19 protein-coding genes and 2 pseudogenes are annotated in these 26,808 nt (G+C 59.3%); 7 read left to right on the forward strand and 14 right to left on the reverse strand.

The features are described from left to right. Together BLQ58_RS26570 and BLQ58_RS26575 are read right to left on the reverse strand one after the other, a co-directional pair. On the reverse strand, nucleotides 1–777 hold the full coding sequence (locus BLQ58_RS26570) for a class II aldolase/adducin family protein (RefSeq protein WP_049815941.1): 777 nt from the start codon (nucleotides 775–777) through the stop codon (nucleotides 1–3). Nucleotides 778–846: 69 nt separating this feature from the next. After that, a complete protein-coding gene (locus tag BLQ58_RS26575) occupies nucleotides 847–1,368 on the reverse strand; it encodes a VOC family protein (RefSeq protein ID WP_049815940.1) in 522 nt (173 codons plus the stop codon). 360 nt (nucleotides 1,369–1,728) lie between these two features. On the opposite strand from BLQ58_RS26575, the gene BLQ58_RS26580 reads away from it, so the two are divergent. The 3 genes from BLQ58_RS26580 (at nucleotide 1,729) to BLQ58_RS26590 (ending at nucleotide 5,997) form a co-directional block, all read left to right on the forward strand. Next, the gene (locus tag BLQ58_RS26580; RefSeq protein WP_092603324.1) at nucleotides 1,729–3,336 is read left to right on the forward strand and encodes a GMC family oxidoreductase; all 1,608 of its coding nucleotides are present in this window, start codon (nucleotides 1,729–1,731) and stop codon (nucleotides 3,334–3,336) included. A 76-nt stretch (nucleotides 3,337–3,412) separates the two neighbouring features. Further along, the gene (locus tag BLQ58_RS26585) at nucleotides 3,413–4,774 is read left to right on the forward strand and encodes a D-serine ammonia-lyase (protein WP_092603376.1); all 1,362 of its coding nucleotides are present in this window, start codon (nucleotides 3,413–3,415) and stop codon (nucleotides 4,772–4,774) included. 62 nt (nucleotides 4,775–4,836) lie between these two features. Next, complete coding sequence (locus BLQ58_RS26590; protein ID WP_092603325.1) at nucleotides 4,837–5,997, forward strand: multidrug effflux MFS transporter; 1,161 nt, start codon at nucleotides 4,837–4,839, stop codon at nucleotides 5,995–5,997. A 5-nt stretch (nucleotides 5,998–6,002) separates the two neighbouring features. Here the strand turns inward: BLQ58_RS26590 and BLQ58_RS29760 are convergent, their stop codons facing one another. From BLQ58_RS29760 to BLQ58_RS29765, 11 genes and pseudogenes are all read right to left on the reverse strand, one after another. Beyond that, on the reverse strand, nucleotides 6,003–6,947 hold the full coding sequence (locus tag BLQ58_RS29760; protein ID WP_175460019.1) for a LysR substrate-binding domain-containing protein: 945 nt from the start codon (nucleotides 6,945–6,947) through the stop codon (nucleotides 6,003–6,005). An 81-nt stretch (nucleotides 6,948–7,028) separates the two neighbouring features. After that, entirely contained in the window at nucleotides 7,029–8,471 is a 1,443-nt protein-coding gene (locus BLQ58_RS26600; RefSeq protein ID WP_049815978.1) for an aldehyde dehydrogenase family protein, read from the reverse strand. Between the two features lie 134 nt (nucleotides 8,472–8,605). Then, entirely contained in the window at nucleotides 8,606–9,580 is a 975-nt protein-coding gene (locus BLQ58_RS26605) for a WD40/YVTN/BNR-like repeat-containing protein (RefSeq protein WP_049815977.1), read from the reverse strand. A 14-nt stretch (nucleotides 9,581–9,594) separates the two neighbouring features. Continuing rightward, the gene (locus tag BLQ58_RS26610) at nucleotides 9,595–11,994 is read right to left on the reverse strand and encodes an efflux RND transporter permease subunit (protein WP_092603327.1); all 2,400 of its coding nucleotides are present in this window, start codon (nucleotides 11,992–11,994) and stop codon (nucleotides 9,595–9,597) included. A gap of 7 nt (nucleotides 11,995–12,001) precedes the next feature. Continuing rightward, nucleotides 12,002–13,717 (reverse strand): DUF1302 domain-containing protein, encoded by a 1,716-nt coding sequence (locus BLQ58_RS26615; protein ID WP_092603328.1) that lies wholly within the window; start codon nucleotides 13,715–13,717, stop codon nucleotides 12,002–12,004. Between the two features lie 17 nt (nucleotides 13,718–13,734). Further along, nucleotides 13,735–15,129 carry a DUF1329 domain-containing protein gene (locus BLQ58_RS26620; RefSeq protein WP_092603330.1) on the reverse strand — a complete coding sequence of 465 codons (1,395 nt, stop codon included), beginning with the start codon at nucleotides 15,127–15,129 and terminating at the stop codon, nucleotides 13,735–13,737. A 607-nt stretch (nucleotides 15,130–15,736) separates the two neighbouring features. Beyond that, nucleotides 15,737–16,219, reverse strand: a pseudogene (locus BLQ58_RS29610) (integrase core domain-containing protein); the annotation flags it as partial. Between the two features lie 30 nt (nucleotides 16,220–16,249). Further along, nucleotides 16,250–16,672: an HU family DNA-binding protein gene (locus BLQ58_RS26625; protein ID WP_029051541.1), complete on the reverse strand. Its 423-nt coding sequence runs from the start codon at nucleotides 16,670–16,672 to the stop codon at nucleotides 16,250–16,252. A 1,171-nt stretch (nucleotides 16,673–17,843) separates the two neighbouring features. After that, the gene (locus BLQ58_RS26635) at nucleotides 17,844–18,749 is read right to left on the reverse strand and encodes a tyrosine-type recombinase/integrase (protein WP_254776186.1); all 906 of its coding nucleotides are present in this window, start codon (nucleotides 18,747–18,749) and stop codon (nucleotides 17,844–17,846) included. Between the two features lie 37 nt (nucleotides 18,750–18,786). Continuing rightward, nucleotides 18,787–19,143, reverse strand: coding sequence for a hypothetical protein (locus BLQ58_RS26640; protein WP_092603334.1), 357 nt, complete (start codon nucleotides 19,141–19,143; stop codon nucleotides 18,787–18,789). A 417-nt stretch (nucleotides 19,144–19,560) separates the two neighbouring features. Further along, nucleotides 19,561–19,854 (reverse strand): DUF6884 domain-containing protein, encoded by a 294-nt coding sequence (locus tag BLQ58_RS29765; protein WP_368086175.1) that lies wholly within the window; start codon nucleotides 19,852–19,854, stop codon nucleotides 19,561–19,563. Between the two features lie 856 nt (nucleotides 19,855–20,710). On the opposite strand from BLQ58_RS29765, the pseudogene BLQ58_RS29615 reads away from it, so the two are divergent. Continuing rightward, a pseudogene (locus BLQ58_RS29615) lies at nucleotides 20,711–20,863 on the forward strand (TetR/AcrR family transcriptional regulator); the annotation flags it as partial. Here BLQ58_RS29615 and BLQ58_RS26650 read toward each other — a convergent pair. Continuing rightward, nucleotides 20,860–21,870 (reverse strand): LysR family transcriptional regulator, encoded by a 1,011-nt coding sequence (locus BLQ58_RS26650; RefSeq protein WP_254776188.1) that lies wholly within the window; start codon nucleotides 21,868–21,870, stop codon nucleotides 20,860–20,862. The pseudogene BLQ58_RS29615 and the gene BLQ58_RS26650 overlap by 4 nt on opposite strands. Here BLQ58_RS26650 and BLQ58_RS29770 point away from each other — a divergent pair. The 3 genes from BLQ58_RS29770 to BLQ58_RS26665 all read left to right on the forward strand — a co-directional run bounded on the left by BLQ58_RS29770 (nucleotide 21,855) and on the right by BLQ58_RS26665 (nucleotide 26,650). Then, complete coding sequence (locus BLQ58_RS29770; RefSeq protein ID WP_092603338.1) at nucleotides 21,855–23,114, forward strand: amidase; 1,260 nt, start codon at nucleotides 21,855–21,857, stop codon at nucleotides 23,112–23,114. The genes BLQ58_RS26650 and BLQ58_RS29770 overlap by 16 nt on opposite strands. Before the next feature lie 14 nt (nucleotides 23,115–23,128). Next, entirely contained in the window at nucleotides 23,129–24,115 is a 987-nt protein-coding gene (locus BLQ58_RS26660; RefSeq protein ID WP_092603340.1) for a Bug family tripartite tricarboxylate transporter substrate binding protein, read from the forward strand. 519 nt (nucleotides 24,116–24,634) lie between these two features. After that, entirely contained in the window at nucleotides 24,635–26,650 is a 2,016-nt protein-coding gene (locus BLQ58_RS26665) for a lactonase family protein (protein WP_092603342.1), read from the forward strand. Nucleotides 26,651–26,808: the final 158 nt, after the last annotated feature.

Genomic DNA, 26,808 nt, shown 5'->3' on the forward strand with positions numbered 1-26,808 from the left:
TTAATGCATGAAGGAGGGGTCAATTTTGGCGAGCTTGCGCAGCAAGCCGTCCCATGGATCAGTGGTGCCTTCGCCTTGGCCGAGTCGGGCGAGCTCAAACTTGAAGGAGTCGAGCATTTCTTGAGACAAATGCACGAGACTTCCATATGTGGCGCCGCCGGCCATCATCTGGATGTGACAGGCTTTACGAATGTTGTAGTGGCGCATAAATGCTGCGCGCGCGATCGGGCCAAGTGTCAACAAGCCGTGGTTCCTCAGAAGTACCGCGTTGTTCGTCGGGCCCAGACTGCGCTGCAACGACGGAATTTTCTCCGCGTACGTCTCTGCGCCTTCGTAATCGTGATAACCCAATCCGTCTGCAATCGCAAACGCAGCGGATTGCGAGATTGGCAGAAGGCCGGCCGAATTGCAGGCAACCGCTGCAATGATGTCGTCGTGCGTGTGAATGACGAAGTTTGCATCTTTGCGCGCTTCATGTACCGCACGCATCGGGTGCCAAGTGCTTTTCACGATCCCGAACGGGGTATCGCTGATGACGTCACCCTCGAGATTGATCTTGACGAGACTGGATGCCGTGACTTCTTCATAGAGCGGACCGGCCGGGCCAAAGAGGTAGTGGTCGCCGACTCTGGCCGAGACCAGCTGCATCGAGAGGTCGTCCCATCCCATCAAGGGAACGAGACGATAGAGGGCGGCCGTCTGGACTCTAATGTCCCACTCCTCCTCGGATACTTTTCCTTCTAGGGAGGGGTACGAAACATCGCCAATCTTTAACATGGGAACACTCCTGGAGCTAACTGGGGCACCGCGACTTGTGCAGACGCAATGTCAAATGAGGTTTGCGGATTAAAACTCGATGATAGAAGGGCCGGAACCGTCCCAGCTCTGTGCGGCCGCTTTCATCTGGGCAAAGCCCGAGGTAACCAGCGGGACTGCGCTGATCAGCTCCAGCACCGTCCCTCCATGGAGTTCCGAGTCGAAGAATATCGTCTCTACGCCGATAGCGGAGAGCATCCTGTGGAACGGCTTAAAGCCGTTTGCAGTGAGCGCTTGCGTGTCACGCAAGATGTCATCGGAGAGAATGCCGAGGTGCTGTGCACCATACCCATAAGCTTCAATAAAGTCTTGAAACGCTGAGGGAGCGGTGTTTTTTTGCTGGACCAGTTCAATCTGCAAGTCGCCCGAATATGCGAATGCGGCGCTGATCTCGCAATCGGTGTGTTGCCCCTTGTACGACTGCTCGACGTAGGCGGGACGTCGCGTGAGAAAAAAGGGACCAACCCCCATCGCATTCCAATGCGCAATCGCCTCGTCGATATCTCGGACTACATAGCCAATCTGAAATACGGGTCCGACCTTTGTGAACATGGTTCAGTCTCCTCGCGCACTCGCCACGATAGTGAGTTGAAATAAAGCCGATGTAAGTCCGGTTTATAGCAGCACCTTGGACGAGACGCAAGGTCTGCTCACGCTCGCCTTCGCCTGCACGTTCTTAGCGAATCCTCGTGTTGACAGCCGGTATGGAAGCTAAAACTCCTACTTCGACTGGTGTAAGCGGACCGTAACGCACTTATGCGATGGCGCTTTGAAAATTGACTAATATCGGAAAATGCAGGACACTCCGGCGGTGTGGTGGTAGGCGAGCCCAAGCACGGAAGTGCAAGGACGGAATCGATCAAGGCGCGCGCGCGAGAAGAGCGGCGCGACGCAAGAAGGTGGGGCCCAGGGATGGAAGAGCAGCAATACGACTACGTCATCGTCGGCGCTGGATCCGCCGGTTGTGTACTTGCGAATCGGCTGAGCGAGGAGGCAACCAAGCAAGTGCTGCTGTTGGAAGCGGGAGGATGGGACAAGCATCCCCTTATCGGCATCCCGGTCGGCATCAGCCATATGACGCAGAAAGGAATGTTCCGTTGGAATGACTTTTCAGAGCCTGACCCGGGACTAAATGGTCGCAAGAACTACATTCCGCATGGCAAAGTCATTGGTGGCGGAAGTTCCATCAATTACATGGCGCATACCCGCTGTCACCCCGCCGACTACGATGGATGGGCTCGTGGCGGCGCCACTGGCTGGAGCTTCGAAGAGGTTCTGCCGTACTTTAAGCTCTGCGAGGCGTGGGATGGCGAGAACGACGGTTGGCGCGGTGCCGACGGTCCGCTTGGGGCGACGTGGGGACGAGTAGACGATCGCGTCTATGACGCGTGGATGGCTGCATGCCGGCATCTTGGGTACTCGTTCAGCGAAGATCTCAATGGCAAAGAACCGGAGGGCCTAGGCGTCCTACAGTATTCGATCCGGAACGGGCGTCGTTCTTCTTCAGCGACTGCATTCCTTCGTCCGGCGCTGGGCAGACGAAATCTGACAGTTCGCACGAATGCACTCGCAACCAAGATCATTTTTGAAGGCACGAGGGCGGTTGGCGTCGAATACCTGCAAGGGCAAACCAGACGGGTTGTGAAGTCACGCCAGGTCGTCCTAAGCTCTGGTGCAATTAATACCCCCCAACTCTTAATGTTGTCCGGCGTTGGGCCAGCCGACCATCTGAGAGAGATGGGCATTCGCCCGATCGTCGATTTGGCTGTTGGCAAGAATCTCCAGGATCATCTTGCGTTCTCGGTCATGTGGAAACGCAAGGAACCGGGAGCCTTGCACAGCGCCCTTCGCATAGACAAAGCTGCGCTGAATCTGGCCAGGGCGGCATTACTTCGTAGCGGGCCTTCCGCCAACCTTCCCGCGGCATTGATTGCGTTCGTCAGGTCCGCGCCGCAGCTGTCCCAGCCCGATCTCCATTTCTATTTACAGATTCCGCCTCCTACCGCTAATGTTTGGGTGCCCGGTGTCAAGGCTGCGTATCAAGACACCCTACACGCCCGCGTCCAGCTAATGCGGCCAGAGAGTCGTGGTGAGATAAGACTCCGATCTCGCGATCCGGCAGACCGGCCCAGCGTTCAATACAACTCGCTTTCGTCGCCAGAGGACCTCGCCGCAATGCGCAGCGGCTACCGCCAGGTTTGGAGCATCGGAAACTCACCCGCACTCTCAGATTATCGCGGCGCCCCGATTGCACCTGAAACCAAGCTGATGAGCGACCAAGTTATTGATGCCTACATCAGGGCCACGGCTAGCCAGCAGTACCATCCTGTCGGCACGTGCAAGATGGGCATAGACGCTCACGCCGTTGTGGGGCCTGACTTGTGCGTGCGTGGGGTCCAGGGACTCAAAATTGCCGACGCGTCGGTCATGCCAACGATCATCTCCGGCAACCCGAATGTTCCCATCATGATGATCGCGGCGAAGGCCGCTGACATCTGGAAAGCTCAGAGCAACGACTGAAGGCTTGATCGGATACTCGTTCCTCTTACCTGCCCGCCTTCCGATGTCGACGGGCAGCGCCATACTCTCTAACGCTATGAATAGCAACATCACGCCTGTGCCCCAAGCAGACCTGGACGACCGTCTATCGTCGAAGATTCCAGTTTTCTGGTGCAACCCCTCGCGATCTCGGGATGGGATGCCCGGTAAGAGGTGGGGAAGTCGAACCATTGGCGCACCTGACGTCGAGGCAGCCGCGGGCCGTTTCAAGCGGTTTGCTCCCGTGCTGCGGCAATTGTTCGCTGAGCTCGAGAGCAGCAACGGTACAATCCGATCGCCTTTGCTTTCTACGCCGGCACTCGAACACGTCCTAAACATCCCCGCAGACCACGGGCGGTTGTTGGTGAAGGCCGATCATAAACTTCCGGTCGCTGGCTCCATTAAGGCGCGAGGGGGTATTCATGAAGTGCTCGAGTTTGCCGAAGGCCTTGCCATCAGGTTGGGTTTGATCCCGTCCGACGACTTGCAAGGGATGCTAAGTCAAGACGCCCGGGAAGCCTTTGGTCAGTATCAGGTTGCGGTGGGCTCGACGGGTAATCTCGGCCTGAGCATTGGCGTCATCGCTTCCGCATTCGGATTCCAGGCATCGGTACACATGTCTGCTGACGCAAAGCAATGGAAGAAGAAGCGGCTACGGAACAGGCACGTCAATGTTGTAGAGCACACGGGCGATTACGCCGCGGCAGTGGCGGCGGGTAGAGCCGGCGCTGAGAAGGATCCCCGTTGCCACTTCGTCGACGATGAAAGCTCGCTATCGCTTTTTCTCGGCTATGCTGCAGCGGGCGAGGAACTGCAGCAGCAATTGGCAGAAAAGGACATTCTGGTCGATGACTCCCATCCACTCTTTGTCTATATTCCTTGCGGTGTCGGCGGGGCGCCCAGCGGTATTGCCTTTGGTTTGGCGCTTCTTTTTGGCCCGAACGTTCACTGTTTTTTTGCCGAGCCGGTGGCTTCGCCGTGCTTTCTGGTTGCAGCCCAAAGCACCAGTGGCAGCCATCCAAGCGTCTATGACGTCGGTCTTGATAATCGTACTGAGGCAGACGGGCTCGCAGTACCGCGCGCCTCTGAGTGCGCGGTTGACGTGATGCGGACAACGCTCAGCGGAATCTTCACGGTTGAGGACGACGATCTGTTCGCCCACGTTTACCGAGCAATGGTTAGTCAGGGCATTCGCATTGAGCCGTCCGCCGCGGCTGGATTCGATGGTCCGAACCAATTGTGCACCTCAAGTGAAGGCCGGGGTTATCTACAGCGCCACGGTTTGGAGGCACACATGCACAACGCCACGCACGTCATTTGGACGACGGGCGGTCTCTTCGTTCCGCAGGCGGAATACGGTGCCTTCTTTGACCGTGGATCAAAGATCATGCGAGCCTCAATCTCCGAGAGTGAACAATGATATCGCTGTCGGGGTACTAAGTGAGTCACTCTACTGTCACTCTTTGGGACAAGCCGCGCTGGATGTTGTCGGTCCTTCTTGCTGGCCTTGTCATGATTGGTCCGTTTTCCATCGATACATATCTACCCGCATTCTCCGGGATCCAAGCCTCGCTTAAGGCAACGCCGGCCGCAATGCAGCAGACGCTCTCAGCTTTCCTGCTGGGATTCGGTGTCATGAGTCTGTTCCATGGTGCCCTGGCGGACAGCTTCGGCCGTCGCCCTGTGGTCCTGTGGGGCTTGGGTGTCTTCGCATTTTCTTCCTTCGGCTGCGCACTATCTCCTTCGGTGGGCTGGCTGATTGCATTCCGAGCGCTCCAGGGAAGCTCGGCCGCTTGTGGCATGGTGATCAGCCGGGCCATTGTGAGCGACATGTTCGCAGCGGGAGAAGCCCAGAAAGTGATGACGCAAGTCACAATATTCTTCGGGCTCGCGCCCGCCATTGCACCAATCGTTGGCGGTGAGTTGTATCTGCATTTTGGATGGGAAGCTGTCTTCTGGTTCCTCGGAACCGTCGGCGCGGTCTTGTGGATCATCGATTGGCGTTGGCTGCCCGAGACCCTGCATCGAAATGCGCGGCAATCCTTCCATCCGGGCAACCTTGCAGCCGGGTACGCCCGTTTGCTCGCCAATCCAAGATTCATGGCCTTATCACTGGCCAGCGGTATCCCTTTCAATGGACTGTTTCTATATGTTCTGTGCGCCCCTGCATTCCTAGGCGAAATTCTACATCTCCCCCCCGACCGATATTACATATTCTTCTGCATAACCATATCGGGAATGATGCTGGGATCTTTTCTTTCCGGGCGCCTCGCCGGAAAACTCGACCGCGTCACGCAAGTGAGGAGGGGGTTCTATCTAATGCTGATCGCGGGAGTCTGGAACGTGACATATAACGTGTTCTGGCATCCCACCTCAGTTCTCGCAATTCTCCCCGTCGGGCTTTTCGCCTTTGGGTGGGCAATCAGTGTCGCTATTGTTACCTTAATGGTCTTAGACCTCGCGCCCCAACGAAGGGGTGTGGCATCGTCGTTGCATACGGCGGTGGGCAGTATCGCGAACGCGCTTGTTGCTGGCGTCGTCGCGCCTTTCGTCATGCATTCGGCCGTAGCGCTGTCTGTGACATCCCTCGCTATGGCGCTCAGCGGTATGATGGCTTGGACATTGGTTAATCGTCGCGCTTAGGAAAATTAGAGCCGCGCGCTCGCCAGCCCGCCTCCAAGAACCACGCGAAATGCCGAGTTGAAGGCGCTGCCTTCGCATTCCAGCCACGCCCTCAGAGTCCCCGCTGCTGCGGGGTCGCCCCCACCCCATATGGCGTAGTAAAGCGTTGCGGGCGGTGTCGCTGACAAAGGGAGAGCGACAAGCCTTCCTTCATTTAAGTCCCTGAAAACCTCGGTGGCGTTGGCTAGCGCAATGCCTCGCCCATCCCGCGCAGCTTCAACCGCATTGGCACATGTGCGATCAAGGCCAGGTCGCTCAACATCCTGGACGGAATAACCCATTGATCTTGCGAAGGCGGCCCATCCGCGCGTTGAGGAGGCGGGCCCGTCTTCTGCAGCTTCAATGAGTGCATACGTAAAATGGTCGCGAACTCGCTTAACCTGTGGACGGAGTTTGATAAACACGGGTGTCGCAACGGCAACGACATAGTCGACCAGGAATGGCACATCCGACGTCGTGACCGGCAAGTTGGTTATATGAAGCACCAGGCCATGTTCGTGCGTTGTGGGCGGCCTTTGCGAGAGGCTCAATGTAGCGCCAGGAAAATGCCTACAAAAGTCACCGATTCTGGGCAGCAGCCAGAGAGATGCCAGGTTCACCGGGCAGATGACGAAAATCCTCTCCCTGACGGGCGCGTGATCGCCGGACAAAATGGAAGACAAGCCTTCCAAGTGCGGCCTGGCCGCTTCCAAGAGTCGCACCGGCGCTCGAGTGGGCGCTTTGCTATCTAACAGCCGATGCGGCGGCCTGGGATCAGGAACTCGCTGTCTCAGTGCCGCCAGGTGCCGGCGTACAGCCCGCACAGTCAAACCAAGATGAGCGGCCGCAGCCTCTACGGAACCGTATCGGTCAACTGCGTCGAGAGTTCGCAGCCAGCTATATTCCGGTACCGTTAGAAGTGGGCTGGCCACGATGGAGGGCAATAATTACAGTACGGACAGGGGTGACCTCGCAACCCGCGAAGGCACCCCCCTCAGACAGAAGCCGACGGGTTACCCCATGGCCCCAAAGATCGATTTGGTCTCGAGAAATTCGTCAATTCCCGCAGCGCCCCATTCGCGCCCATTGCCAGACTGCTTGTACCCACCAAAGGGCGCAGTAGGATCAAAGCCCGCACCGTTCAGGTGTACCATGCCCGTACGCATACGACGCGCAACCCGCTCGGCGCTCCGGATGTCTCCTCCGAATACATAGCCTGAGAGGCCGTAAATCGAGTCATTGGCCATGTTCACCGCCTCGTCCTCGCTCCTGTACGGCAGCATGACGAGAACCGGTCCAAAGATCTCTTCCTGAGCGATACGGGACCTGTTATCTGCTGTAGCGAAGATGGTCGGACCGACGAAGTACCCGCGGTCTTGTCCCAGCACTGGCGCCAGGCCACCCGCAACCAAGCTCGCTCCCTCGTCTAGGCCTGCCTGGATCATTTCCCGCACCTTGGAGTATTGGCGTTGATTCGCCATCGGACCCACCGTAGTCTCTTCGCTCAGCGGGTCACCAACGACCAGCTGAGAGCATGCCGACTTTGCGATCTCAAGCGCCTCTTCGAACCGATGTGCAGGTACGAGCATACGTGACGGCGCGGTACAGGTCTGCCCGGAGTTGCTCATCATGTGGTGCACGCCGTGCGTCACGGCGGCGCGAAGATCAGCATCGTCGAGAATGATGTTTGCAGATTTTCCGCCGAGTTCAAGCGAAACGCGCTTAATAGAATCCGCCGCGGCCTTGGTCACTTGGGCACCCGCTGTGGTTGAGCCAGTAAGCGAGACCATATCAACCAACGGGTGAGCGGCGAGAGTGGTCCCAAGGCGGCTACCTTCGCCCTGAATCATGTTGAACACGCCTTGTGGCACACCAGCTTCCTCCAGGATCTCCGCAAAGATTGCTGCCGAGAGCGGAGCGTTCTGGCTAGGCTTTAGAACGACCGTACAGCCAGCGGCCAGGGCAGGGGCCACCTTACAAGCGACTTGGTTCATCGGCCAGTTCCACGGCGTGATGAGCGCACACACCCCGATTGGTTCCTTGACGACCTTCGACGACGTAAGTTGCGTCTCAAACGCGTGCTGGCGAGTCAGCGCCGCTGCAGTCCTAAAATGGATCAGACCGACGGGCGCTTGCGCAACCATTGATAGCTTCTGTAGTGGGGCACCCATCTCAACTGTGATGGCTTGCGCCACATCCTGGAGTCGTCGCTCATAGACCTCAGCGATTCGATCCAGCAACGACGCACGAAACTCGAGGCTGGTTCGTGAGTACTCCTGGAACGCCGCCCGTGCGGCAGCCACCGCCATGTCAATTTCGGCCTCGCCGCCACATGTCAGCGTGCCGTAAATCTGCTCAGTAGCGGGATTGGTTAGATCGATGCGCTTGCCATCGACCCGCACCCACTTTCCATTGATATACGCCTGGTCAAGACGATTGATGCCGTGTGCTTCCATAAAGTCTCCTCCTCGATTGTTCGGATAGCGAAGATCGGAATTGCACCTCATTGCGGGACGCCGCACCCCTCTTGAGTGTTGCGCGACTCGGCGTCGCAACAAGCTGCTTCAGGACATTTGCCGCTAGAGGCGTGTCATTGCTGAACGACGCCCCGCCGCGAAAACAGCAGCCACTCACTCTCAGACCGAGGAAGAGCTACCGTCACCGACTCTCCGCTTTGTTTGGGTGCGGATGAAAACGAAAGACCGCGGTCATGGCTAAGCATTTGGAGACCGTCAAGTCCACCGACCAATACGGCCTTGCCTTGCTCGCTGATCGTAGTTACAGAGTTCTTTGTGCCGAGAGGAATCGTCACCCATGTACGTCCGCCATCCGCACTTCTCATGAGCGTGCCACGTTGCCCGCCAACCAGAATTGCGCCATCCTCAAGCACCGCGCCGGTCCATAGGGATCCCTTGTAGCCCGTTTCGATTGCGTCCCAGTTATGGCCGTGATCTGTAGAGCGGAAGACTTGCCCCTTCTCAGCTGTGGCATAGATGCTTCCCTTCCTGTCGGAGAAGATGCCGAGAAGATTCGCATCAGACTTCTTGCCCGCTTTCGTCAAGATCTGCCTCTCCTGCCACGTCTTTCCGCCGTCATCAGTCGTGAGTACGAGGGACCAGAGGCCGACTGCCACTCCATGTTGCTCGTCAGTGAAATCAACAGCGAACAGTGGTCTGTCTTCGGAGGTGTCCAGTCTCTGGACCTTCCAGGTCTCGCCGCCGTCATTCGTGTTCAGGATCGCCCCCCAATGTCCCACCGCCCAGCCGAGATTGCTAGTCGGAAAGGATGTCGATGTCAGGGTTGAACTGACGGGAACCGATTTGGCCTGTCGGTAAGAGCGTCCGGCGTCGTCGGACAACAGCACAACGCCGTTTGCACCGACGGTAACTACCCGCTTTCCAGCCCAAGCGGCGGACAGAACCGGCGATTGCGTTGCAATTGGAGACTGAACTGCCGGTACAGGTTTCAATGATTCCGCGTCAGCGGCACTGCAAATCAATGGAGAACACGCTACAGCCGCGACCACCACACTCCACAGGCCGCGTTCAAAAATAGGCAAAGTCATAGCTTAGGTACTCATTAGTGTGCAAGCAGTCCAGGTGCCTTTGCAGGGCGGCGGCGGGGGAAAAGCTGTTCCAGCCAAACTGCGAAAGCAGGCAGGACCGTCATCGCCATGATCATGTTCACGATGAACATAAATGCAAGTAGCTTTCCCATGTCGGCCTGGAACTTAAGCGATGAGAAGGACCAAGTCGCGACGCCAATAGCGAGGGTAATCGCCGTGAAAATCGTGGCGGTACCAATCTCCAGGATCGACTGTTCAAGAGCCTTCACGATCCCAACGCCATTAGCGAGGTGAAGCTGAAGACGGTTGTAGATGTAGAACGCGTAGTCCACGCCGATCCCCACCGCCAACACCATGACTGGCAAGGTCGCAACCGTCAGGCCGATTTGCAACTCTTTCATGAACCAGTAGCCGACAAACGTACCAATGGTCAGAGGCAGGCAGCAGGCGAGCACGGCCCGCACGTCACGGTATGTCAGGAAGACGAGCAGAACAATCGTCGCATATACATAGAGCATCATCGGCAGTTCGCTATGCTCGATTTCCTCGTTGACAGCAGCGAGCACGCCCGCATTACCAGATGCCAAGCGAATTTGAACCCCATTGAGCTTGTGGTTTTCCCGGAAGCGCTTTACAGCAGCAATGACCCCGTTAATCGTCGTGGCCTTGTGATCCGCCAAGTAGATGTGGACGGCGGTCATGCTGCAATCCTTGCGCATGATGCCGGAGAGCCTTCCGATTTCCACGGCCATTGCGGCATAGTTGGCAGGGTCGGTCGGAATCACCGACATTTTCGGGTTGCCTTCGTTATACCCCTCGTTATATTGCTTCAGAAGAGAGGAAAAGGACACAACGGACTGGACGCCGGCGACAGGTTGTATCGCCCAAACAAAACGATCCTGATACGCCCCCAGTTGAACGTTGTCGCAGGATTGTGGAGGGGCCTCGAACACGACGGTTAGCCAGTCCAGGCCGACGTCATAGCTCTTCGCGATGGATACAGCATCCCTGTTGAAGCGCGCGTCGGAGCGCAGCTCGGGGGCGCCGGCCTGGAGCGTTCCCACCACGCGATCCCGGCTCTGCCATGCCGCCGTCGCCAATACACCTAGCGCTGCAATGAGGATCAATGCCGCGTTCCGTGGAATTGCAACCTTAGCGAGTACGCGCAGGTATTTGGCCCGTTTCGCTGCATGCAGTTCTGCGGCATCGGCGAACTTGCGGTCGATGTTCAGCAATGAAGCCGCCAGGGGAAGCATCACAAGATTCGTGACAATCTTGTATGCAACCCCGAGAGACGCGGTGATCGCCAACTCCCTAACCATGGGAATCGGCACGAGAACCAGCGTGATGAACGACACGAAGGCGGTAACCAATGCCAACGTGCCGGGGATAAGCAGGCCGCTAAAGCTGGATCGTGCGGCCTCCTCGGCGTTCTTTCCGTGGGAGATCTCTCGGACGATGAAGTTGATTTGCTGCACCCCATGCGATACGCCAATGGCGAATACCAGAAAAGGTACCAAGACGCCGAGTGGATCGACACCGTATCCCAGGAGGTGCAACGTGCCGAACTGCCACACCAGCGACATCAGCGAGCAGGCCAGCGGAAGCAAGGTAAGGCGCACCGAACGACAGTACCAATACACCGCAAGAGCCGTAAGCAGCAAGGCAATCACGCAGAAATGCAAAACAGACGAAGCACCGTCGGCAATGTCGCCTATCTGCTTCGCGAAGCCAATGATCTGAATCTCGAAGTTGGGGTCTTCGAATTTGGCACGGAGGTTCTGCTCGAGCGTGTGGTTGAAGTCGACATAGTCGAGATGTTCCCCGGCGGCGTTCACGTCATTCAGATCGGCAGTAATCATCGCGCTGGTCTGATCCCGATCCACAAGGTTGCCAATAAAGCCGCCTTGCGCTGTGGAACGGGCGATGCTTGCGACCGTGTCGGCGTTAAGTTGATCCGGCGTCACGGTTCCGGCAATAAGCGGGTCTGCCCGAAATCCGTCCTCCGTGATCTCGTTCACGAAGGAGTTAGGCGTCCAAAGAGACTGGACACTACTGCGGGAGACATACGGCAGAAACGTTACCGCTTGCGTCACATCGTAAAGTCGTTTCAGACCTTCTGGCGTCCAGATCGACCCCTTTCTTGCCTTTACAACAACAATGAGGCGGTTCGCTCCGAGGAGGTCGTCGCGATACTCTTTGAACGTCTTTGAGTATTCATGCCCGATCGGAAGTTGCTTCTCGAAGCCGGCATCCATTTTCAGCTTGACTGCAAATGCCCCCATGACACAGGTAAACACCAGCAGCAGACCGAGGACAAGACGCCTGCGGCCGAAGAGCAGGTTTTCCAGCGAATTGAGAATGCGCAACAGCGCGCTAGGGCGAGCCGCTTCGGCTACAGGCGATGACTTCATGAGTACCTCAGAAATTGCGGGATGCGACAATTGCTACGAAATCTCGGTCCCGCAGCGGATTGACTAATGGGCTGGTCGGGCCCATGAAACGCGTGTAGTTCAGACCAATCTGCCAATTGGCAGGATTTTGGATAAAGTTGACGTACAAGTTCATCGCAGCTACGCCCTTCATAAACTGCGAATTTATGTTTGGTGTCTGGCCAAACAGACCGTAGCGTACGTAGACACCTGGATTGACCTGCCAGCCTGGGATAAGGGTGCCGTCGTAGACCCAGTTGAAGTCGATGTTAATACCCCCTGAGTACTTCGTTCCGGCGGAACTACCCGGACTATTGAGGGCGCCGGTACTGACAAGATCGTTGAACTGGTTGCCCCATAGCCACCCACCGGCCGCGATAGGCGAGCCACCGTAGTCTTTGTGAAGACCCGGGTAAGCGATCACCACCGTTTCGGTCGTAAGCGTTGCAGTTTGCGCGCCGATGAGCTTGAGGAAGGGTCCGGCATTGCTAGGTTGCAACGCATAGAGAGATGTCAGATGCCACTGGAATTTTTTCTCGTCGGTCCAGCAATTTCCCCCTTGGGCGACGCAACCGCTTGCAGGGTTGAGAGGCACTGCGTCGCGCGGACGATAGGAGAGCTCCGTGCCGATTGCCAGGTCTCCCAAGGGGAAATTCGCGCTAACACCGATCATGTGGCGATTCTCTGGGTACTTGAAGACTGTCGCACCATCCGCTGCCAGCGACGTCTGCGGGAACTTGTCGTGGTACGCGATCGTATAAAGCCCTAAGTTGAAGTCAGTGCCGGGAGGTTGGTATCTCAGAGCCACGCCGTATTGGCCGCCGTTCTTCGCATGCGTATTCCGAACACCGTAGGCGCCTTGCCCAGGGCCAACGATCGACGTCGACCAATAGCTTCCGACCGGAGGGAGGTAGTTCTGGTTCCAGTTGCTTTGGATATACACCTCGCCATTCAGGCCGTGCCCGAGGCCAGATGCGAAGCTCAGGATCGGTGCGGGAAGAATGAACTCCTTTACTTGGGCACCCGGCTGCGAGGCCCGGTTGACGTCAATTGCGTTTGTTGCGTTGATGCCCCCGATTTCGTACAGACTCTCGCCCCAGCTCACCACCTGGTTGCCCAGCCGGACGCGTGCAGTTTGGTCTCCCAACGTGAACTGCTTGCTGACCCACAGGTCCAGCAGCCGGGCTTTGAACCGGATGTTGCTGCGCCCATCGGAGGCGAGGCCGCCGCTAATGTCGGGGGTAGTGAACGCGAAGGCGTCCTGACCACTAGCGGCACCAGTCGTATGCGTGCCGGAATAGTCGTACACCCAGGTTCCCCGAGCCATGAAGGCCAGTCCTTCGGAGGGCATCTTCATAAGCAGCTCATGGCTGCCCTTGAGATAGCTCGTGAAGGCGTCGCCCTTGTCATAGTTGATGTTCCCCTGATCGCTGACGCCGCTGATTTGCCCCAGACGGCCGCCACCGGTTCGTGCGCCGGTGGCCGCGTCATATGTTGGAGAGACAAGATTTTCGCTTTGGGAAGCGGTGCGCACCCCCAGGCCAGCGGAAACTGTGGAGTCGAAACTGCCTTGGATGTTGTCGGTGGAGAATGTAAAGGCCTCGGCGTTACTGCATGCGAGGACAAACAGTGCGCAAGCCGCTGCGTGAAGCTCTGTACGAAGAGCGGCGCAAGCAGGGTCGCGAGAGCCAGATCGGTTGGCCATTTTTCGTTATCCTCGTCTTAGCGTTCGCTGAGTGCGCGAAGGTTCTCGGCGTTGTAGAAACTCGGCTTGTAGTGCGTGTCACCCCCCCCGTCCACGACCCACTTCGCATCCTTACCAGCAGCGATCATTGCGCCGTCCACGACGTATCGGCCATCGACCAAGTTATGTTGAACGAATGCGAGCGAGTCACAGGCGCCGGTTTCGTACACGGGGACGACATGGCCCTCGCGAACCTTTGCGATATTGCCTTGAGCGTCGTAATCCACGGCGCCAACCAGAGTCCAGCTGTCTTCGTCGATATAGAAGGTGCGCTTAGGAGCCGTATGGCGCATGCCCTGTTTGACTGTTGCCTCTACCACCCACACGCGATGCATCTCGTAACGGCGGTGGCTTGGATTCACAAAATCGGCCTTGTAGACGTCATCGAACTTCGCGCTGAAGTCATACATACCCAGGCCGTTGTAAGGAATGATCATTTCCTTTTTGCCGACCAGCTTCCAGTTGAATCGATCCATCAGACCAGAAAACACGTAGGACTCATCGATGTTGTATTGGTTGTCAAAGCCAATCTGGGGCGCATCATACGAGTACGTCGGCATTCTTCGGACGCGGCGTTGTCCCGGGAAGTAGTAATACACTTCGGCTTGGGCTTCGCCGTAGGCGACGAACACCATGCCCTGTCCAGCGAGCGCTGCAGGCGCTTTGTAGCTGAAGTAATTCATCCCTTCCACCTGGTTCGCCTTGGCGAATGTAGTGCCGGATTTTTCAGCCCACGGAAAGTAAAACCACGTATCCGACTGCGGTCGGATCCATTCGCTGCTGCCCTTGCGAGGGGACGTCACCGTGATGATGTTGGGCAGCTCGATGCCGACACCTCTGTAGTGCGTTTTAGCGTTCCACATAACTTCCAGGCCTGACTTCGGCTGCGGGAAGGGGACGCCGGGCAGGTATGCGTCTGCCAGTGCTGAGCCATTCAGCTTTGCGAAACCGATGTTCTTCTTCGAATTTTCGGCAACGAAGTCTGGTACTCCGCACGTCCGCCGGGTAGGATAGACCGGCATGGTGTAGCCCTTGGTCTGCTTTATGAGCGCGATTTGTCCGGCGTTCAGTTTGTCGGCGTATTTCTCCAGGTTACTGGCGTCAATCGTGTATTCGGGCTTGTCGCCTTTGTACTTGAAGAAGTCCGCGCGACGCTTACCGTATGACCAACCCGGGCCCTGTGGTTCAGGAGGAGTCCAAGCAGGAATACCGGTTGACGTGCCCGCCTTCTCTGCTCCAGAGGGAGTGAGACTGGCATCGAGTCCCTGAGCGAGCGTGCTGAAGCTGGCCGATGCAATCAGAGCGGTAACCGCAAGAGACAGAGAAAACTGATGGATCTTCGTTGCAGGGCGGCGATGTTGAGGGGCGTACATCTTTACTCTCCTTAGCAATACAAAGCGGGGCCGGCTGCCGTCCATCGAGAAGTCGGTAGCCGCGTGTGACGCAATCGGCGGTTTGCGCGCCGAGTGAACTGGATTTAAATCTACTTTTTTTGTCGGTTGCGCTAGTTAAGCACGACTCGTGCCAACCAGATCAGCACATTGATGGGCGAAAACTGGATTTAAGACAGATTCTGGTGCAGCGAAAGTCTGACTTAAATCGGTATTTACGCTGATGTTCTTCTCTCGCGCCGTTTCGGTGAATTCCTCACCAAATCGGGGAAAGCGTACGCCTGCTGGCCAGTTGTCCATCCGGGCGAGGGGGAAGTGAAGGGCGCGTCGCCGGACAAAGGATCTCGGACATCCTTTGCCGCTCGCAGGGTTGTCGATGAGCCGAAGGAGCCCAGCCGCGAGGTCGGAGTCGACACAGCACACCCCGGATCGATAGGCTCTTGCCGGATTTCCCGTTGCTCAATAGCCTTCTTAACGGTCCATTACGATACGGAATGTGGCAATTCAGTCGCCGAAATTCGTGTCAAGTCCTGACATAGGCTGGCAGCCTTTTTGGCTGCGGCCGGGCCCAATGGGCCAAGGCGACCGGCGCCCGATGAATTTCATCAGGCGTCTTGTATTTCAGGACCCGATGTGGCCGTTCCCGGTTATAGATCCGCACAGACTACCTCACCATGCGGGCCGCTTGCCGCAAGTCGTTTGGTCGGTTCAGCAAGAATTCGCCGTTGAGAATGCCGTTGATGCGTTCGGCCATGGCGTTCTGGTAGCCATCGCAGTCGTCGGTCATCGAGTTGGCGGGTCTGGCGCGAGCTGCAGTGCCATCTTCAGCGCTTGGCTCGCCTGCTCGGTCTGCAGGCTGTCATGTACGTGGGCGGTACGTAATGTCGGGCCACCCAAACTCGTTCGGCCGCACTGGCACGACCATCTGCGGCCCATCCTTGAGCAGGTTCGGGTGGCGCCGGAAGCGGGGATGGCTGTGTGTGGTCTTGTGATAAGCCCGGAGCGGCGTCACCAGCCGCCTGGCCACACGCAGGATATCAAACAGCCCGTCACGGCACGAAAAAAGGCCCCGTAGGGGCCTTGTGTTTGCGCGGAGACAGAATCAGAGCGCCGCGTCCTTCAGCTTCTTCAGCGGGCGCACCTTCACCTTCACCGACGCCGGCTTTGCGGCGAACCACTGGTCCTGGCCAGTGAAGGGATTCTTGCCGAAGCGCTTCTTGGTCGCCGGCACCTGGATGGCCGAGACCTTGAACAGGCCCGGGAACGTGAATTCGCCTGCGCCCTTCTTGTGGATGGCGCTGGCGATGGTGCTCTCAAGGTGGGCGAGGACGGTCTGTACCGTCTTTTTGTCCAGTTCCGTCTGAGTCACCAGGTGCGCGAGCAGACTAGACTTGTTGAACGTGTCCTTCAGCGGCTTTGCCACGGGTGCGGCGGCCGCCTTCTTCGCTGCGGGCGCAGCCTTCTTCGCCGGCGCTGCCGGTTTCTTTGCCGCAGTCTTCGGGGCGGCCGTCTTCTTCGTTGCCATGGAGCTCCTGTTTCGAGAATGCCGGCACGGTGCCGGATCGGCAGAGCTTAGCGAAGAAGACACGCATTTTGCAACGGGGAAATCGCTAGTCTGGCGCTTTCCCCACAGCCTCATAGCGCTTTCGCTTGCGTTGGCCCTTTGCCGCGATGGTGTTCAGGATCGCGCAGGACGGGCACCAGTGGCCCGCCTTCACACCGGAGGGCGTCGCGTCCCAAACGTGGCCACGGTGGCACTGCCACGTTAGTTTGGCCTTCCCGTGGACATAGACGTCGGACAGACAGATACCACCGCGGTCCCGTGCCGACGCGCGCATCGCCTCTATGCCCAGCTTTTGTCCCTCGTTGCGGCAACGGCGGCACCAGCCACCCTGGAGGATGTTGTTACCTAGCGCATCCCATTCGTGCCCAACCGCGCATCGGAAACGGTATGAGGCGTTGGTTCCATGGTAAGCGGTACTCAGACATTGGCCTGCGTGTGCTTTGGCCGCTTCGTGAATGCGCGCCAGGCCGTCGGCATCGGTCCGTTGTGCGCCTAGTCGGGCGTCGGTGCACACCCGGCACCAGTTCCCTTGCTTGAGAACTTTGTAGCCCATCGCTTCCCAACGGTGGCCAGCCGCGCATTCGAATGGGTAATGGTCGCGGCCGGTCTTCCAGGCGGCCGCGAGACACTTTCCCCCGTGCTCGGCCGCCTTGTCGTGCAAGTCGTCCAAGCCGTACTTTGAGGCTTGTCGGTGTGGCGTTGGCTTCGTTGGCTTGCCGGCGCAACGGGGACACCAGTAGCCCGCCAGCACGCTTCGCCCTTCAGGATTCCATTCATGCCCACGTTGGCAGCGGATTCTATGGATCGCCGCGCAACCGAGAAATCCACCGTCGTTCAAACACTGGCCGCCGCGATCCGCCACGATCTTGTCGAACTTCGCTGCGATGCTGGCTCGGCTGCATTCGGGACAACCGGGCGCCTTGTATAGGACACCGTAGGCCCTGCGCTCAAAGCGATGCCCACTAGCGCATTCAAGGAGAATCGTGGCGCTAACGCCGTGCCATGCCGTCGCGTGGCAGACAAGGCCTTGTAGCCTGGCGGCGTCATGTAGACGGGCAAGGGCGGCGAGCGCGCGGGGCGACTGAGGACTGTCTTGTTTCACTGTGCTGCCTGGTGCTAAGCGAAAGAGCGGTTAATTCCCGTCGATCGTGGCGGCAATGCGCACCACCGTCCGATTGCTGGCCAGGCCAAGCCGCTCCGTGACGGCGTCAGGCGCAACGCCACGGATCAGCAGGCGCCGGCAGAACGTATCCCGCAAGACCCTTGGGCTCATGTTTCCGACGTCCTGGCCGATGGCAGCGAGGGCCTCACGCACAATCTTGCCAAGACTCATGTCCGTGATGGGTGTGCCAGTGCGCTTGAGCGTGAACAGCAGGTCGCCATCTACGGGCGAGTCGCGTCGTACAGCATGCCAAGCGGCCAAAGGGGCGATGGCAAAGGGCTCTACGTGCACGGTGCGGGAGATCTTGGGCGGGCGTGCTGGTACGTGCAAATATGGCGGGGTTGCGTTCGGGTGTAGGTCCGGAACGCGCGCGGCACGCCCCTCGCTGGCCGTGACGCCGGTCCCGAGAAAGAGCGCAACGATCGCGCGTCTCTGCAGCATTTCGGGCAAGTCCCCACTATGCGGCCTTACGAAGTTCTGCAGGCGCTGGTCGACGTCCTCGGGAAGGAAATGGACTTCGGGATCGTCTACCGGCCAGCGGCCCGCTAGGACTAGCTCGGAAGCTGGATTCGATTTTCGTACGCCGGCCTCGACCAGATGCCTGCACAGCCGATCGAGCAGCTTCAGGTAGCGCATACGAGTGGCCGGCGTGTAGGTGGCTGCCTCTGCGCTGAGCCAAAACGCGTCGATCTGGTCTGCACCGAAGCTGGCCAGCGTTGCACCGTGCCCGACCAGGTGTCGGTGGAACCGATCGAACATGGCGCGGTGCTGGACGATCGATTGCTGTGAGAATGGCCGCCGGTTTGCGCCGGCCGCTTCGCGGGTCTGCCTGTCGGCGTAGGCCCTGGCGGGGTCGGAGAGCCAGAGTTTATCCATAGAAGTTTATATACTGAACATCGCTTCCACCATACAACTATCGGCGCTTTGCGCCGCCCACTGCTTGCAGATGCAGGGGTACCCTCCAGCCTGAGGGTGCCCGGTGCAGGCGAGCATAGCGCGGATAGCTGGCATCCATTGCATCCTCAACCACGGCTACGCGGCTTTGCTCGAACGGTGGGCACTCCAGTAGGTGCGATGCAGCGCAGTAGCGAAGGATTTCGAGCAGCAGTGCGTGGCGACGTGACTCGGGAAAGTGCAGTCGTCGGTTTCGCGTCCAAGTCCGGTAGCCCGCATGTGCGAGGGCAAGCAATTGGTCGGCGGTGCCGTCCACATTTTCAGCAAGACGCCGGGCTTCTTCAAGCAGCGCACGCTGATTGTCAGCATCGCTCATAACGACTCCCGCAGATCCGCGACGCTCACCCATCGCGTGCTCAGTCTCCGGCGGCCGCGCGTCTCGCACTCGACCTCCACTTCGGCTGTAGGTCCGGTTGGCCCCGCGAAGAGAGACATCACCCGCGCCTTGCAGGCAGGTAACTGCGGTGCGGCACGGTAGACCAGGCGCGTCGTGGCGCCGACCTCGATCCAGCCATGTCGGCGGAAGATCGGTGTGCCATTTGGGAGGGCACCAATTGGTTCGGCAAGGGCAGGGGCCTGGCTGTCAAGAAAATCGGCAAGTTGGGAGCGTTGGTAGCCGATCCCTCCACTGACTTCGCCGATGGGAAGCCCCGGCGTGCCGACCACGCCAATCGCAGCGCGCATCACACGCCGGTAGTGCTGTCCGCCCGGCAGAAACACCCTACTGGCTCGGCTAGGCCAAGCCACTTGGTCCACGCACTGATGCAGCCGCCCCCAGAATCTCGTCAGCCCGTGCAGATGTCATCAGCTGGTCGTAAGGGTCCAGCGCCTCGTCGGGGGCGACGAACCCATGCTTGGCGGACAAGATCACGACGGCCGGCGCCGCGCCGCATTGAACGTGAGCGCGGTAGGTCTGGTACATCACGCCTTGGTAGAGCTGCAGGGCAGGAGCGCGGACGGCGGCTTTTTTTCCGGAACAGGCGAGAACGAGCAGCGGTGGTGCTGAAGGGTCGAACTGGACTGCGATGTTTCGGGGAAAGAGTCAGCGAGGACGCGCTGCGATCTCGGCATGGAGAACGAGCGCCTTCTCAGTCAAGTCGAGGCATTGCAGGCGGAATTGGCCGCCTGCCAGTCAGAGCGGCATTCATTGGCAGGCCGTGCTGAGCAGCAGGTGAGTGTCGGGGGGCTATTGGTGACAGGATTTTTCTGGGGGGTATTCGGAGTGCCTCTATTTAGCACGTGTGTCAACCATCTCCGATCTCGATCAAAATAGCGGCCGCCGTCCGGTGCGAGCCTATCTTTGCGAACGAACGCCGCCTCCGGGTGGTCTTTTTCGCCAACTGTGTCCATGCCGATAACTGTGCCTTATCGGCATGACGTTTATGCTGTCAGTCAGACGCCCGCATTAGCAGGTGCTTCAGGGATTCCAATCGCGACGTGTACGCGACTACCATCCTTCTCCTGACTTGCTCCCGCGATGGACTGGACTTGCCTGCGATTGCCCGCCCTGACGCAAGACAGATGCGGTACCGTCTGAAATTGTCAGCAGCAAAACGTTAGACGCCGCCGGGCCGCGGCGCTTCAGTATCTGCGCGCGAACGTTACCCCCTGCCGCTGGCTTGAGCGCAACGCGCAGCGAGGATGCGGACGCGTCGTTCGCAGCCGATGCCGAACGTATCGCAAATGCCAATGCTGTGGGCGGCGGACGTAATTTGCACAGAACTGGCGGACGCAGTAGTAGAGGGTGCGCAGGCTCACGCCCAGTTGCCGCGCGATCTCCGTTTTGGACAGGCCTTGCTCCAGATAGTGACACAGGGCAACTCGATCGCTCACGGGATAATGAGTCACTGCGGTATCGGTGTTGTCCACCGGTCCCAGTGGGCAGCGTGGTGTCAAAGGAAGAGAGTGAAGAACGGGCTGGCGCCATCTATGCGGCTATTGCTGGCGCGCAGCTCATGGCGAGAAGCCGTTCGGACATCACGATTTATGATTCGCTAGTCCGGAACTACCGTAAGGCTGGCCTTCTACCGAGTTAGGCTGAGCGGCGCATCTTTTGCAGTCTAGTTATCAATGCCTGGGCGGCTAGATTGTCGCAATTCGTACGCGAGGCAACGACGATCCGGGCCATGCTCTCTCCTCCGATTTGAAGGGGTATCGAGACTAGCGAGCGGGAACGATTTTGCATGAGCGATAGAGGAACGATCGCCGCACCGACGCCGACCTCGGCCAACGTGAGAATCGTGGGAATGATGCTTTCCTGAACGTAACGCGGGTGCCTTCCGGCAGTTGCAAATATCGAGTGCAGCAGCGCGCGGAAATAGGGCGATGCTGTCGGAGAATAGCCAAGTAGCGGCAACTCCGCTACCTGTGCAGGAGCGATACGGCGCTTGGCACTCCAGGGATGGTCGGCCCGGAGCGCCACAACCAATGGCTCTCGGAACACCTCGTGACTCGTGATGGTTGCGTCCATCTCTATCGGGCGCATCAAGGCGAGGTCGATGTCCCGCTGTTGAATCTTCGCTTCCATACTGACCGAATTCATTTCCCGTAGCTCGACCTCGATACTCGGATGATCGATTCGGAATCGGTAGAGCGTCTCCGCAATGGGCGCATAGGCTACCGTCGGCGCCAATCCAATAACCAGCGAACCCGCTTCTCCACGAGCCGCCATCTCTGTCTCTCGCAACATCCTGGCCGTCTCTCCAGCGATCTTCTTCGCATGTCGAAGCATCACCATGCCGGCAGGGGTTAAGCGGACGGAACGCGTGGTGCGGACGAAGAGCGCAACACCGACCTGCTGCTCGAGTCGTTTGATCTGTTGGCTGAACGGCGGTTGGCTCATAAACATCCTCGCCGCAGCGCGACCAAAGTGCAGTTCTTCCGCCGCCGCGCAAAAACAGGCGAGGCCGTGCGCGTCAAGGAAATGTATGTCGGGATTCGTCATAATCGATGTTGAATTATGAATTGGACGATGTGTAATTCTACCAACTAACATCCAGCCATTCCCGTCATTGCTATTCCCTTGCCATGAATTCATCATCATCTGCTTGTCAGGTGGCCTCTTGGGTGGCGAAGCGCGAAGCCATCATCAAAGCAGACCGAGCACTACATGCCTGGGTGGCCGTTGCTGGGACCATCCATCAGCAGGACCTTAACGTTGGTCCGCTGTCTGGTCTTTTCTTTGGCGTCAAGGATGTAATTGACGTCGCGGGCCTGCCAACGCGCTGCGGTTCCGACATCACGTCAGGAGTGGCCGCAAAGGCTGATGCGGCGTGTGTCCGAATGCTGCGGGATGCGGGTGCCGTGCCGATTGGGAAGACCGTAACGGCCGAGTTCGCCCACGTGACGCCGGGTCCGACGCGTAACCCTGCGAACGTGTCGCATACTCCTGGCGGGTCGTCGAGCGGGTCGGCAGCAGCAGTTGCGGCAGGCATGGTGCCGTTTGCGCTCGGCACACAAACCGGCGGATCGATGATTCGACCGGCATCATTCTGCGGAGTTGTCGGGTTTAAGCCAACTTTTGGCGTCGTCTCGCGTATCGGGATGCGAGTCATGTGCCCGTCCTTGGACGTAATTGGTTGGCACGCGCGAGACGTGGAGGTAGCAGAGCGTGTTGGCAGGGTATTGCTGCCTGGCGACGCGACGTGCAACGGACCCTCGGCACCGCATCGCATCGGTGTCATCAGTGAGCATCCCGGCGGCCAATTGGCCCCGTCGGCATTGCAGGCGCTGCACGATGCGCGGGACAGGCTGTGCGCGGCGGGATTCTCACTCGGCACCGTACCACCACCGCATCACCCAGAAGCGCTACTAGAGGCGCATCGCATCCTTGCTGAGTACGAGCTCGCACGGACGCTTTCCCGGCTCGACGCGTCGGCGCGGGCGGGCCTGAGTGCCCGTCTGCAAGAGACGGTCGAATGTGGCCGGAACGTGTCGCTATCGGCCTACCGTCGGGCGTCAGCACTTCGCTCGGCGGCGAGCGAGAGCTGGAGCGAGAATTTCTCCGACTGCGACCTGATTCTGACCACCGGGGCACTTGGCCCTGCACCCTCCGGGCTACAACACACGGGATCGTCGGGGTTCAACAAGGCATGGTCGGTACTTGGCTGGCCGTGTTTGCACCTCCCGACGACCGCTACACCGACAGGCTTGCCGGTGGGCGTCATGCTTGTCGCGAGGCCAGGCGCCGATCTCCGACTACTGCGCTGGGCGCAGGCGCTGCATCCGAGGATAGATCGTCGAGAGGCGAGACAGCGACTGACAGCAACATCCACGAACGAAGTGTAACCAAAGAGACGGCGATGATTCCGATTTCACGCAAGCTGACCAAATTCGCCCTGACACTAGGGTGCATAGCCGCCTCGATAGGTGCGGACCCTGTGGCGCGGGCAGCATACCCCGAACGTCCCATCCTGATGACCGTGCCCACGGCGCCCGGCGGCACGGTGGATATTGTGGGACGCATCCTCGCCGAGCAAATAGGAGCCACCCTCGGGCAACCTATAGTAGTCAACAACAAGCCAGGGGCAGGCGGCATAGTTGGCACCCAAGCGGCAAAGCGCGAACAGCATGATGGCTACAATCTGTTGTTTACCGCGAACAGCAATCAACTGATTGTGCCCTGGGTATACAAAAATCCAGGCTTCGACCCGCTTCGGGACTTTGTGCCTATCGCTGCGGTTGGACTGGTACCGAACGTCCTGTGCGTCCACCCGTCGTTTCCTGCAAAGAATCTTAAGGAGTTCATTGCCGTCGTCAAGTCGCATCCGGACGCGTATCAGTATGCGTCCGCGGGAAGCGGCACGCTTAATCATTTACTTGGCGTCATGTTGCGAGAGAAGGGCGGATTGAAGTTACAGCACGTCGCCTATAAGGGTGTCTCGCCTGCAATGGCCGACGTGCTGGGCAACCAAGTGCCGATGTTGTTTGCGAGCCTGCCTTCCGCACTGGAAGCGGTTAAGGCCGGAAAGCTACGAGCCATTGGCGTGAGCAGCGTGAAACGGGTACCGTTACTTCCTGGGGTCGCCGCGATCGGAGAGGAAATTCCGGGATTCAGCGGCGATCTCTGGGTCGCGCTATACGCGCCCCGAGGAACACCGCAGTCGGTAATCGACAAGCTCTATGCAGCCGTAAAGACGGCAACGTCCTCGCCAGCATTGCAGCAGCGTTTCGATCAGCTCGGCGTCACACTGCTTCTAGATGGGCCCCAGCAGCTTGCGCAGAGGCAGGAGCGTGAGTTGCTTCTTTGGAGAGAGGTCGTGAAGGAGGCCGGGGCAACCTTAGATTAGGCTGTCGAACTTTGGCTTGCTATACGGCCGCAGTTTGTATGCAATCGATCTCGCATGTCGACCGGCTGCTGTTGGCCGCACGCGGCCAGCCGCGGTCACAGGGGGGCTGCCTCCGCCCGGACCGATCGCAGGCATTGACGCCAGAGCACGAACGACGCCCTCCCGGCTCCGCGCCGTGCGGCAAAATAAGCTCCTGCCGGCTTCTCCATAGTACGGTGCCAACCGCGCTACCCACTGTGCCTGGCTTCATCTTCCACATCGGGCGCATGTGGTCGCGCGTGACGTGTACTCGCTTTGCTCAGTTTTTGATAAGAAAGATTATCAAGAACCGTAAAAACGGCGTCTTATCGCGGCTAGTGATGTAAGGGGCACGTGGTTGATGAGTCACCCCCAACTGGGGGATGTGCCGCCCCTCTCGCGCTGCTACAGTCGCGCGCAAGCCGCCCCGACGAGGGCGCCACTGGCCGCGCGCCCCGGAAAGGGAGGGCGGCCCCTTCTATATAAATACGGGTTGGGTCCATGTTTCCACACGCTCTTGCCGGCGCGCGCGCTGCCGGCCTCGCCTTGCTCACCGCGGCGCTACTCGCTGCCTGCGGTTCCGACGACAGTCCCCCGACACCGGCCGCCACGCCGGCGGCCTCGCGCCTGGTGGTCGACACGGGCAGCGCCGCGCCGGTGGCCGGCGGCACGCTGACCCTGAAGGCGACCTTGCTGGCGGCTGATGGCAGCGAGCTGAAAGGCGCCAGCTTTGCGTGGACGTCCTCCGACCCAACCGTGGCTACCGTGGTGTCCGCCGCGGACAAGGCGCCGGCTGCGGTGTCGGCGTCGGTGATGGCGGCCGCTCCGACGACGGTCGGCACCTATGCAACGGTCCAGACCCTGGCCGCCGGCGCAGCCGACATCACGGCCACGGCGACGCTCGCCGACGGCAGCCGCATCACCAGCGTCACGCACCTGGTGGTCCAGGCGGCGCCTGCCAAGTCGTACACCCTCGTGCTGAGTCCAGCCACCGTTGCCGTGAGCGCGGGCGGCGCAGCACAGACTGTGACTGTCGCGGTGCGCCGGTCGGACGGCGTGGACGGGGTAGCGGATCTCACCCACTGGTCGTGGACCAGCGATGACGCGAGCTTCGTGGCGACGCCGGCCGCCGACGGCCGCAGTGCCCAGGTGGCGAGTCCGAACTCAGCCACCGCGGCTGGCGCCGCGACACTGACCACCTGCGCCGACGCCCCGGCCGGAGGCCGACTCTGCGCGAACGCGGCGCTGACGCGCAATGCCGCGCTGCCGCCGACCTATAGGGTAGGCGGCACGGTGTCGGGCCTCGCCACGGGCAAGAGCCTGCAACTCGCGGACACCAATGGCGACACCCAGGTGATCAGCGCCAATGGCGGATTCACCCTACCCACGCCGCGGCAGGCCGCCTCTTCCTATGCGGTGACCGTGGCCGCGCAGCCGGCCGGGCAGACCTGCACGGTGGCGAATGGCGCCGGCACGGTTGCTGCGGCCAACGTCGCGGGCATCGTAATCACCTGCGTGCAAGCGCAATTCGTGGTGGTGGCAAATAGCGCTACCAATACCCTCGCGGTCTACCGGGCAGATCCTGCGAGCGGCGCACTCACTGCCGTGCCGGGGAGTCCATTCGCCGGCGGTGACAGTTTCAGCGACATTGCTTTCCTGCAAAACGGGATGGTCGGGTACGCGACCATGCCGAGCCAAAATGCCATCGCGAGGTTTCAGCTGGATCCTTCCACCGGTGCACTATCCAGAGTGCAAGGTGGCGACGCGGCTAGCTTATGGACGCTGCCGCAAACGATTGCGATCAGCGGCCAAAACGTCTTGGTGGGCACGCAGGGCGGAGTGGCGGCCTATCGCGCCGATCCCGTTACTTTCGGCTTGAGTGCCACCGGCGGCGCCATCTTCGTAGGCGGCGGGCAAACACTGCGCGTGGCGTTGGCAGCCAGCGGTCGCAACATCTACGCTGCCAATGCGAGCGAAGGAGACATCGACTTATTTGCCTTTGACCCGAATGCAACCTATGCATCGGTGCCCCTCGGCCAGAAGTTTGCCTCCGGTGTGACACGACCAACTTCGCTCGCCATTACGCCAGATGGGCGAAGCCTGCTTTACGCAAGTACAGTCGATAACTTACTCGGTATCGCGAATATAGATCCCACAACAGATCGATTGCTAGCCGTTACGACCTTGCCATCTTCAGCAGGTGGCCCTGTCGACGTCGTGATAACGCCGTCCGGACAGTACGCCTATGTGTTGGGCAGTGCCAACGGCAGCATCGTTGGGTATCAATTGAGCGGTGGCACCGTCGCCCCCATGGCTAACAGCTGGCTTGGCGGCCAGAATGAGGGGCGAATGCGCATCGATTCAGGGGGACGGTTCCTGTACTCTGCAAGCTTTAACGGCCTCTTGACCGGGTACGTGATAGACAACAACACAGGTTCCCTGACGCCCATGCCGGGAAGTCCTTTCCCGTCGATGCAAGGCAACTCGGCCATTGCCATTGTCGAACCGAAGCCGTGAGTTGAACGAGCGGGACGGCCGGCCCGCTTCCGTTACAGGTGGCTCAACCCCGAGGCGCAGTGCATATTCCTCGTCGGTGAGCTTTTCCGTTTCGAGGGCACGCTGCGCTGCCTGGTTAGGCTGCCCGAGCTCCACGCCGAGCGGGCCAGGGAATTTGA

It is taken from the genome of Ralstonia sp. 25mfcol4.1, from assembly GCF_900104095.1.
Lineage (GTDB): Bacteria > Pseudomonadota > Gammaproteobacteria > Burkholderiales > Burkholderiaceae > Cupriavidus.

What these genes read in the sequence shown, in the direction of transcription:
- BLQ58_RS26620 (WP_092603330.1), bottom strand. Translation starts at nt 15,129, where the DNA reads ATGTACGCCCCTCAACATCGCCGCCCTGCAACGAAGATCCATCAGTTT.
- BLQ58_RS26635 (WP_254776186.1), bottom strand. Translation starts at nt 18,749, where the DNA reads ATGGATAAACTCTGGCTCTCCGACCCCGCCAGGGCCTACGCCGACAGG.
- BLQ58_RS26600 (WP_049815978.1), bottom strand. Translation starts at nt 8,471, where the DNA reads ATGGAAGCACACGGCATCAATCGTCTTGACCAGGCGTATATCAATGGA.
- BLQ58_RS26580 (WP_092603324.1), top strand. Translation starts at nt 1,729, where the DNA reads ATGGAAGAGCAGCAATACGACTACGTCATCGTCGGCGCTGGATCCGCC.
- BLQ58_RS26625 (WP_029051541.1), bottom strand. Translation starts at nt 16,672, where the DNA reads ATGGCAACGAAGAAGACGGCCGCCCCGAAGACTGCGGCAAAGAAACCG.
- BLQ58_RS26585 (WP_092603376.1), top strand. Translation starts at nt 3,413, where the DNA reads ATGAATAGCAACATCACGCCTGTGCCCCAAGCAGACCTGGACGACCGT.
- BLQ58_RS29770 (WP_092603338.1), top strand. Translation starts at nt 21,855, where the DNA reads ATGAATTCATCATCATCTGCTTGTCAGGTGGCCTCTTGGGTGGCGAAG.
- BLQ58_RS26640 (WP_092603334.1), bottom strand. Translation starts at nt 19,143, where the DNA reads ATGAGCGATGCTGACAATCAGCGTGCGCTGCTTGAAGAAGCCCGGCGT.
- BLQ58_RS26570 (WP_049815941.1), bottom strand. Translation starts at nt 777, where the DNA reads ATGTTAAAGATTGGCGATGTTTCGTACCCCTCCCTAGAAGGAAAAGTA.
- BLQ58_RS26575 (WP_049815940.1), bottom strand. Translation starts at nt 1,368, where the DNA reads ATGTTCACAAAGGTCGGACCCGTATTTCAGATTGGCTATGTAGTCCGA.
- BLQ58_RS26665 (WP_092603342.1), top strand. Translation starts at nt 24,635, where the DNA reads ATGTTTCCACACGCTCTTGCCGGCGCGCGCGCTGCCGGCCTCGCCTTG.
- BLQ58_RS26660 (WP_092603340.1), top strand. Translation starts at nt 23,129, where the DNA reads ATGATTCCGATTTCACGCAAGCTGACCAAATTCGCCCTGACACTAGGG.
- BLQ58_RS26605 (WP_049815977.1), bottom strand. Translation starts at nt 9,580, where the DNA reads ATGACTTTGCCTATTTTTGAACGCGGCCTGTGGAGTGTGGTGGTCGCG.
- BLQ58_RS26610 (WP_092603327.1), bottom strand. Translation starts at nt 11,994, where the DNA reads ATGAAGTCATCGCCTGTAGCCGAAGCGGCTCGCCCTAGCGCGCTGTTG.
- BLQ58_RS26590 (WP_092603325.1), top strand. Translation starts at nt 4,837, where the DNA reads ATGTTGTCGGTCCTTCTTGCTGGCCTTGTCATGATTGGTCCGTTTTCC.
- BLQ58_RS26650 (WP_254776188.1), bottom strand. Translation starts at nt 21,870, where the DNA reads ATGATGATGAATTCATGGCAAGGGAATAGCAATGACGGGAATGGCTGG.
- BLQ58_RS26615 (WP_092603328.1), bottom strand. Translation starts at nt 13,717, where the DNA reads ATGGCCAACCGATCTGGCTCTCGCGACCCTGCTTGCGCCGCTCTTCGT.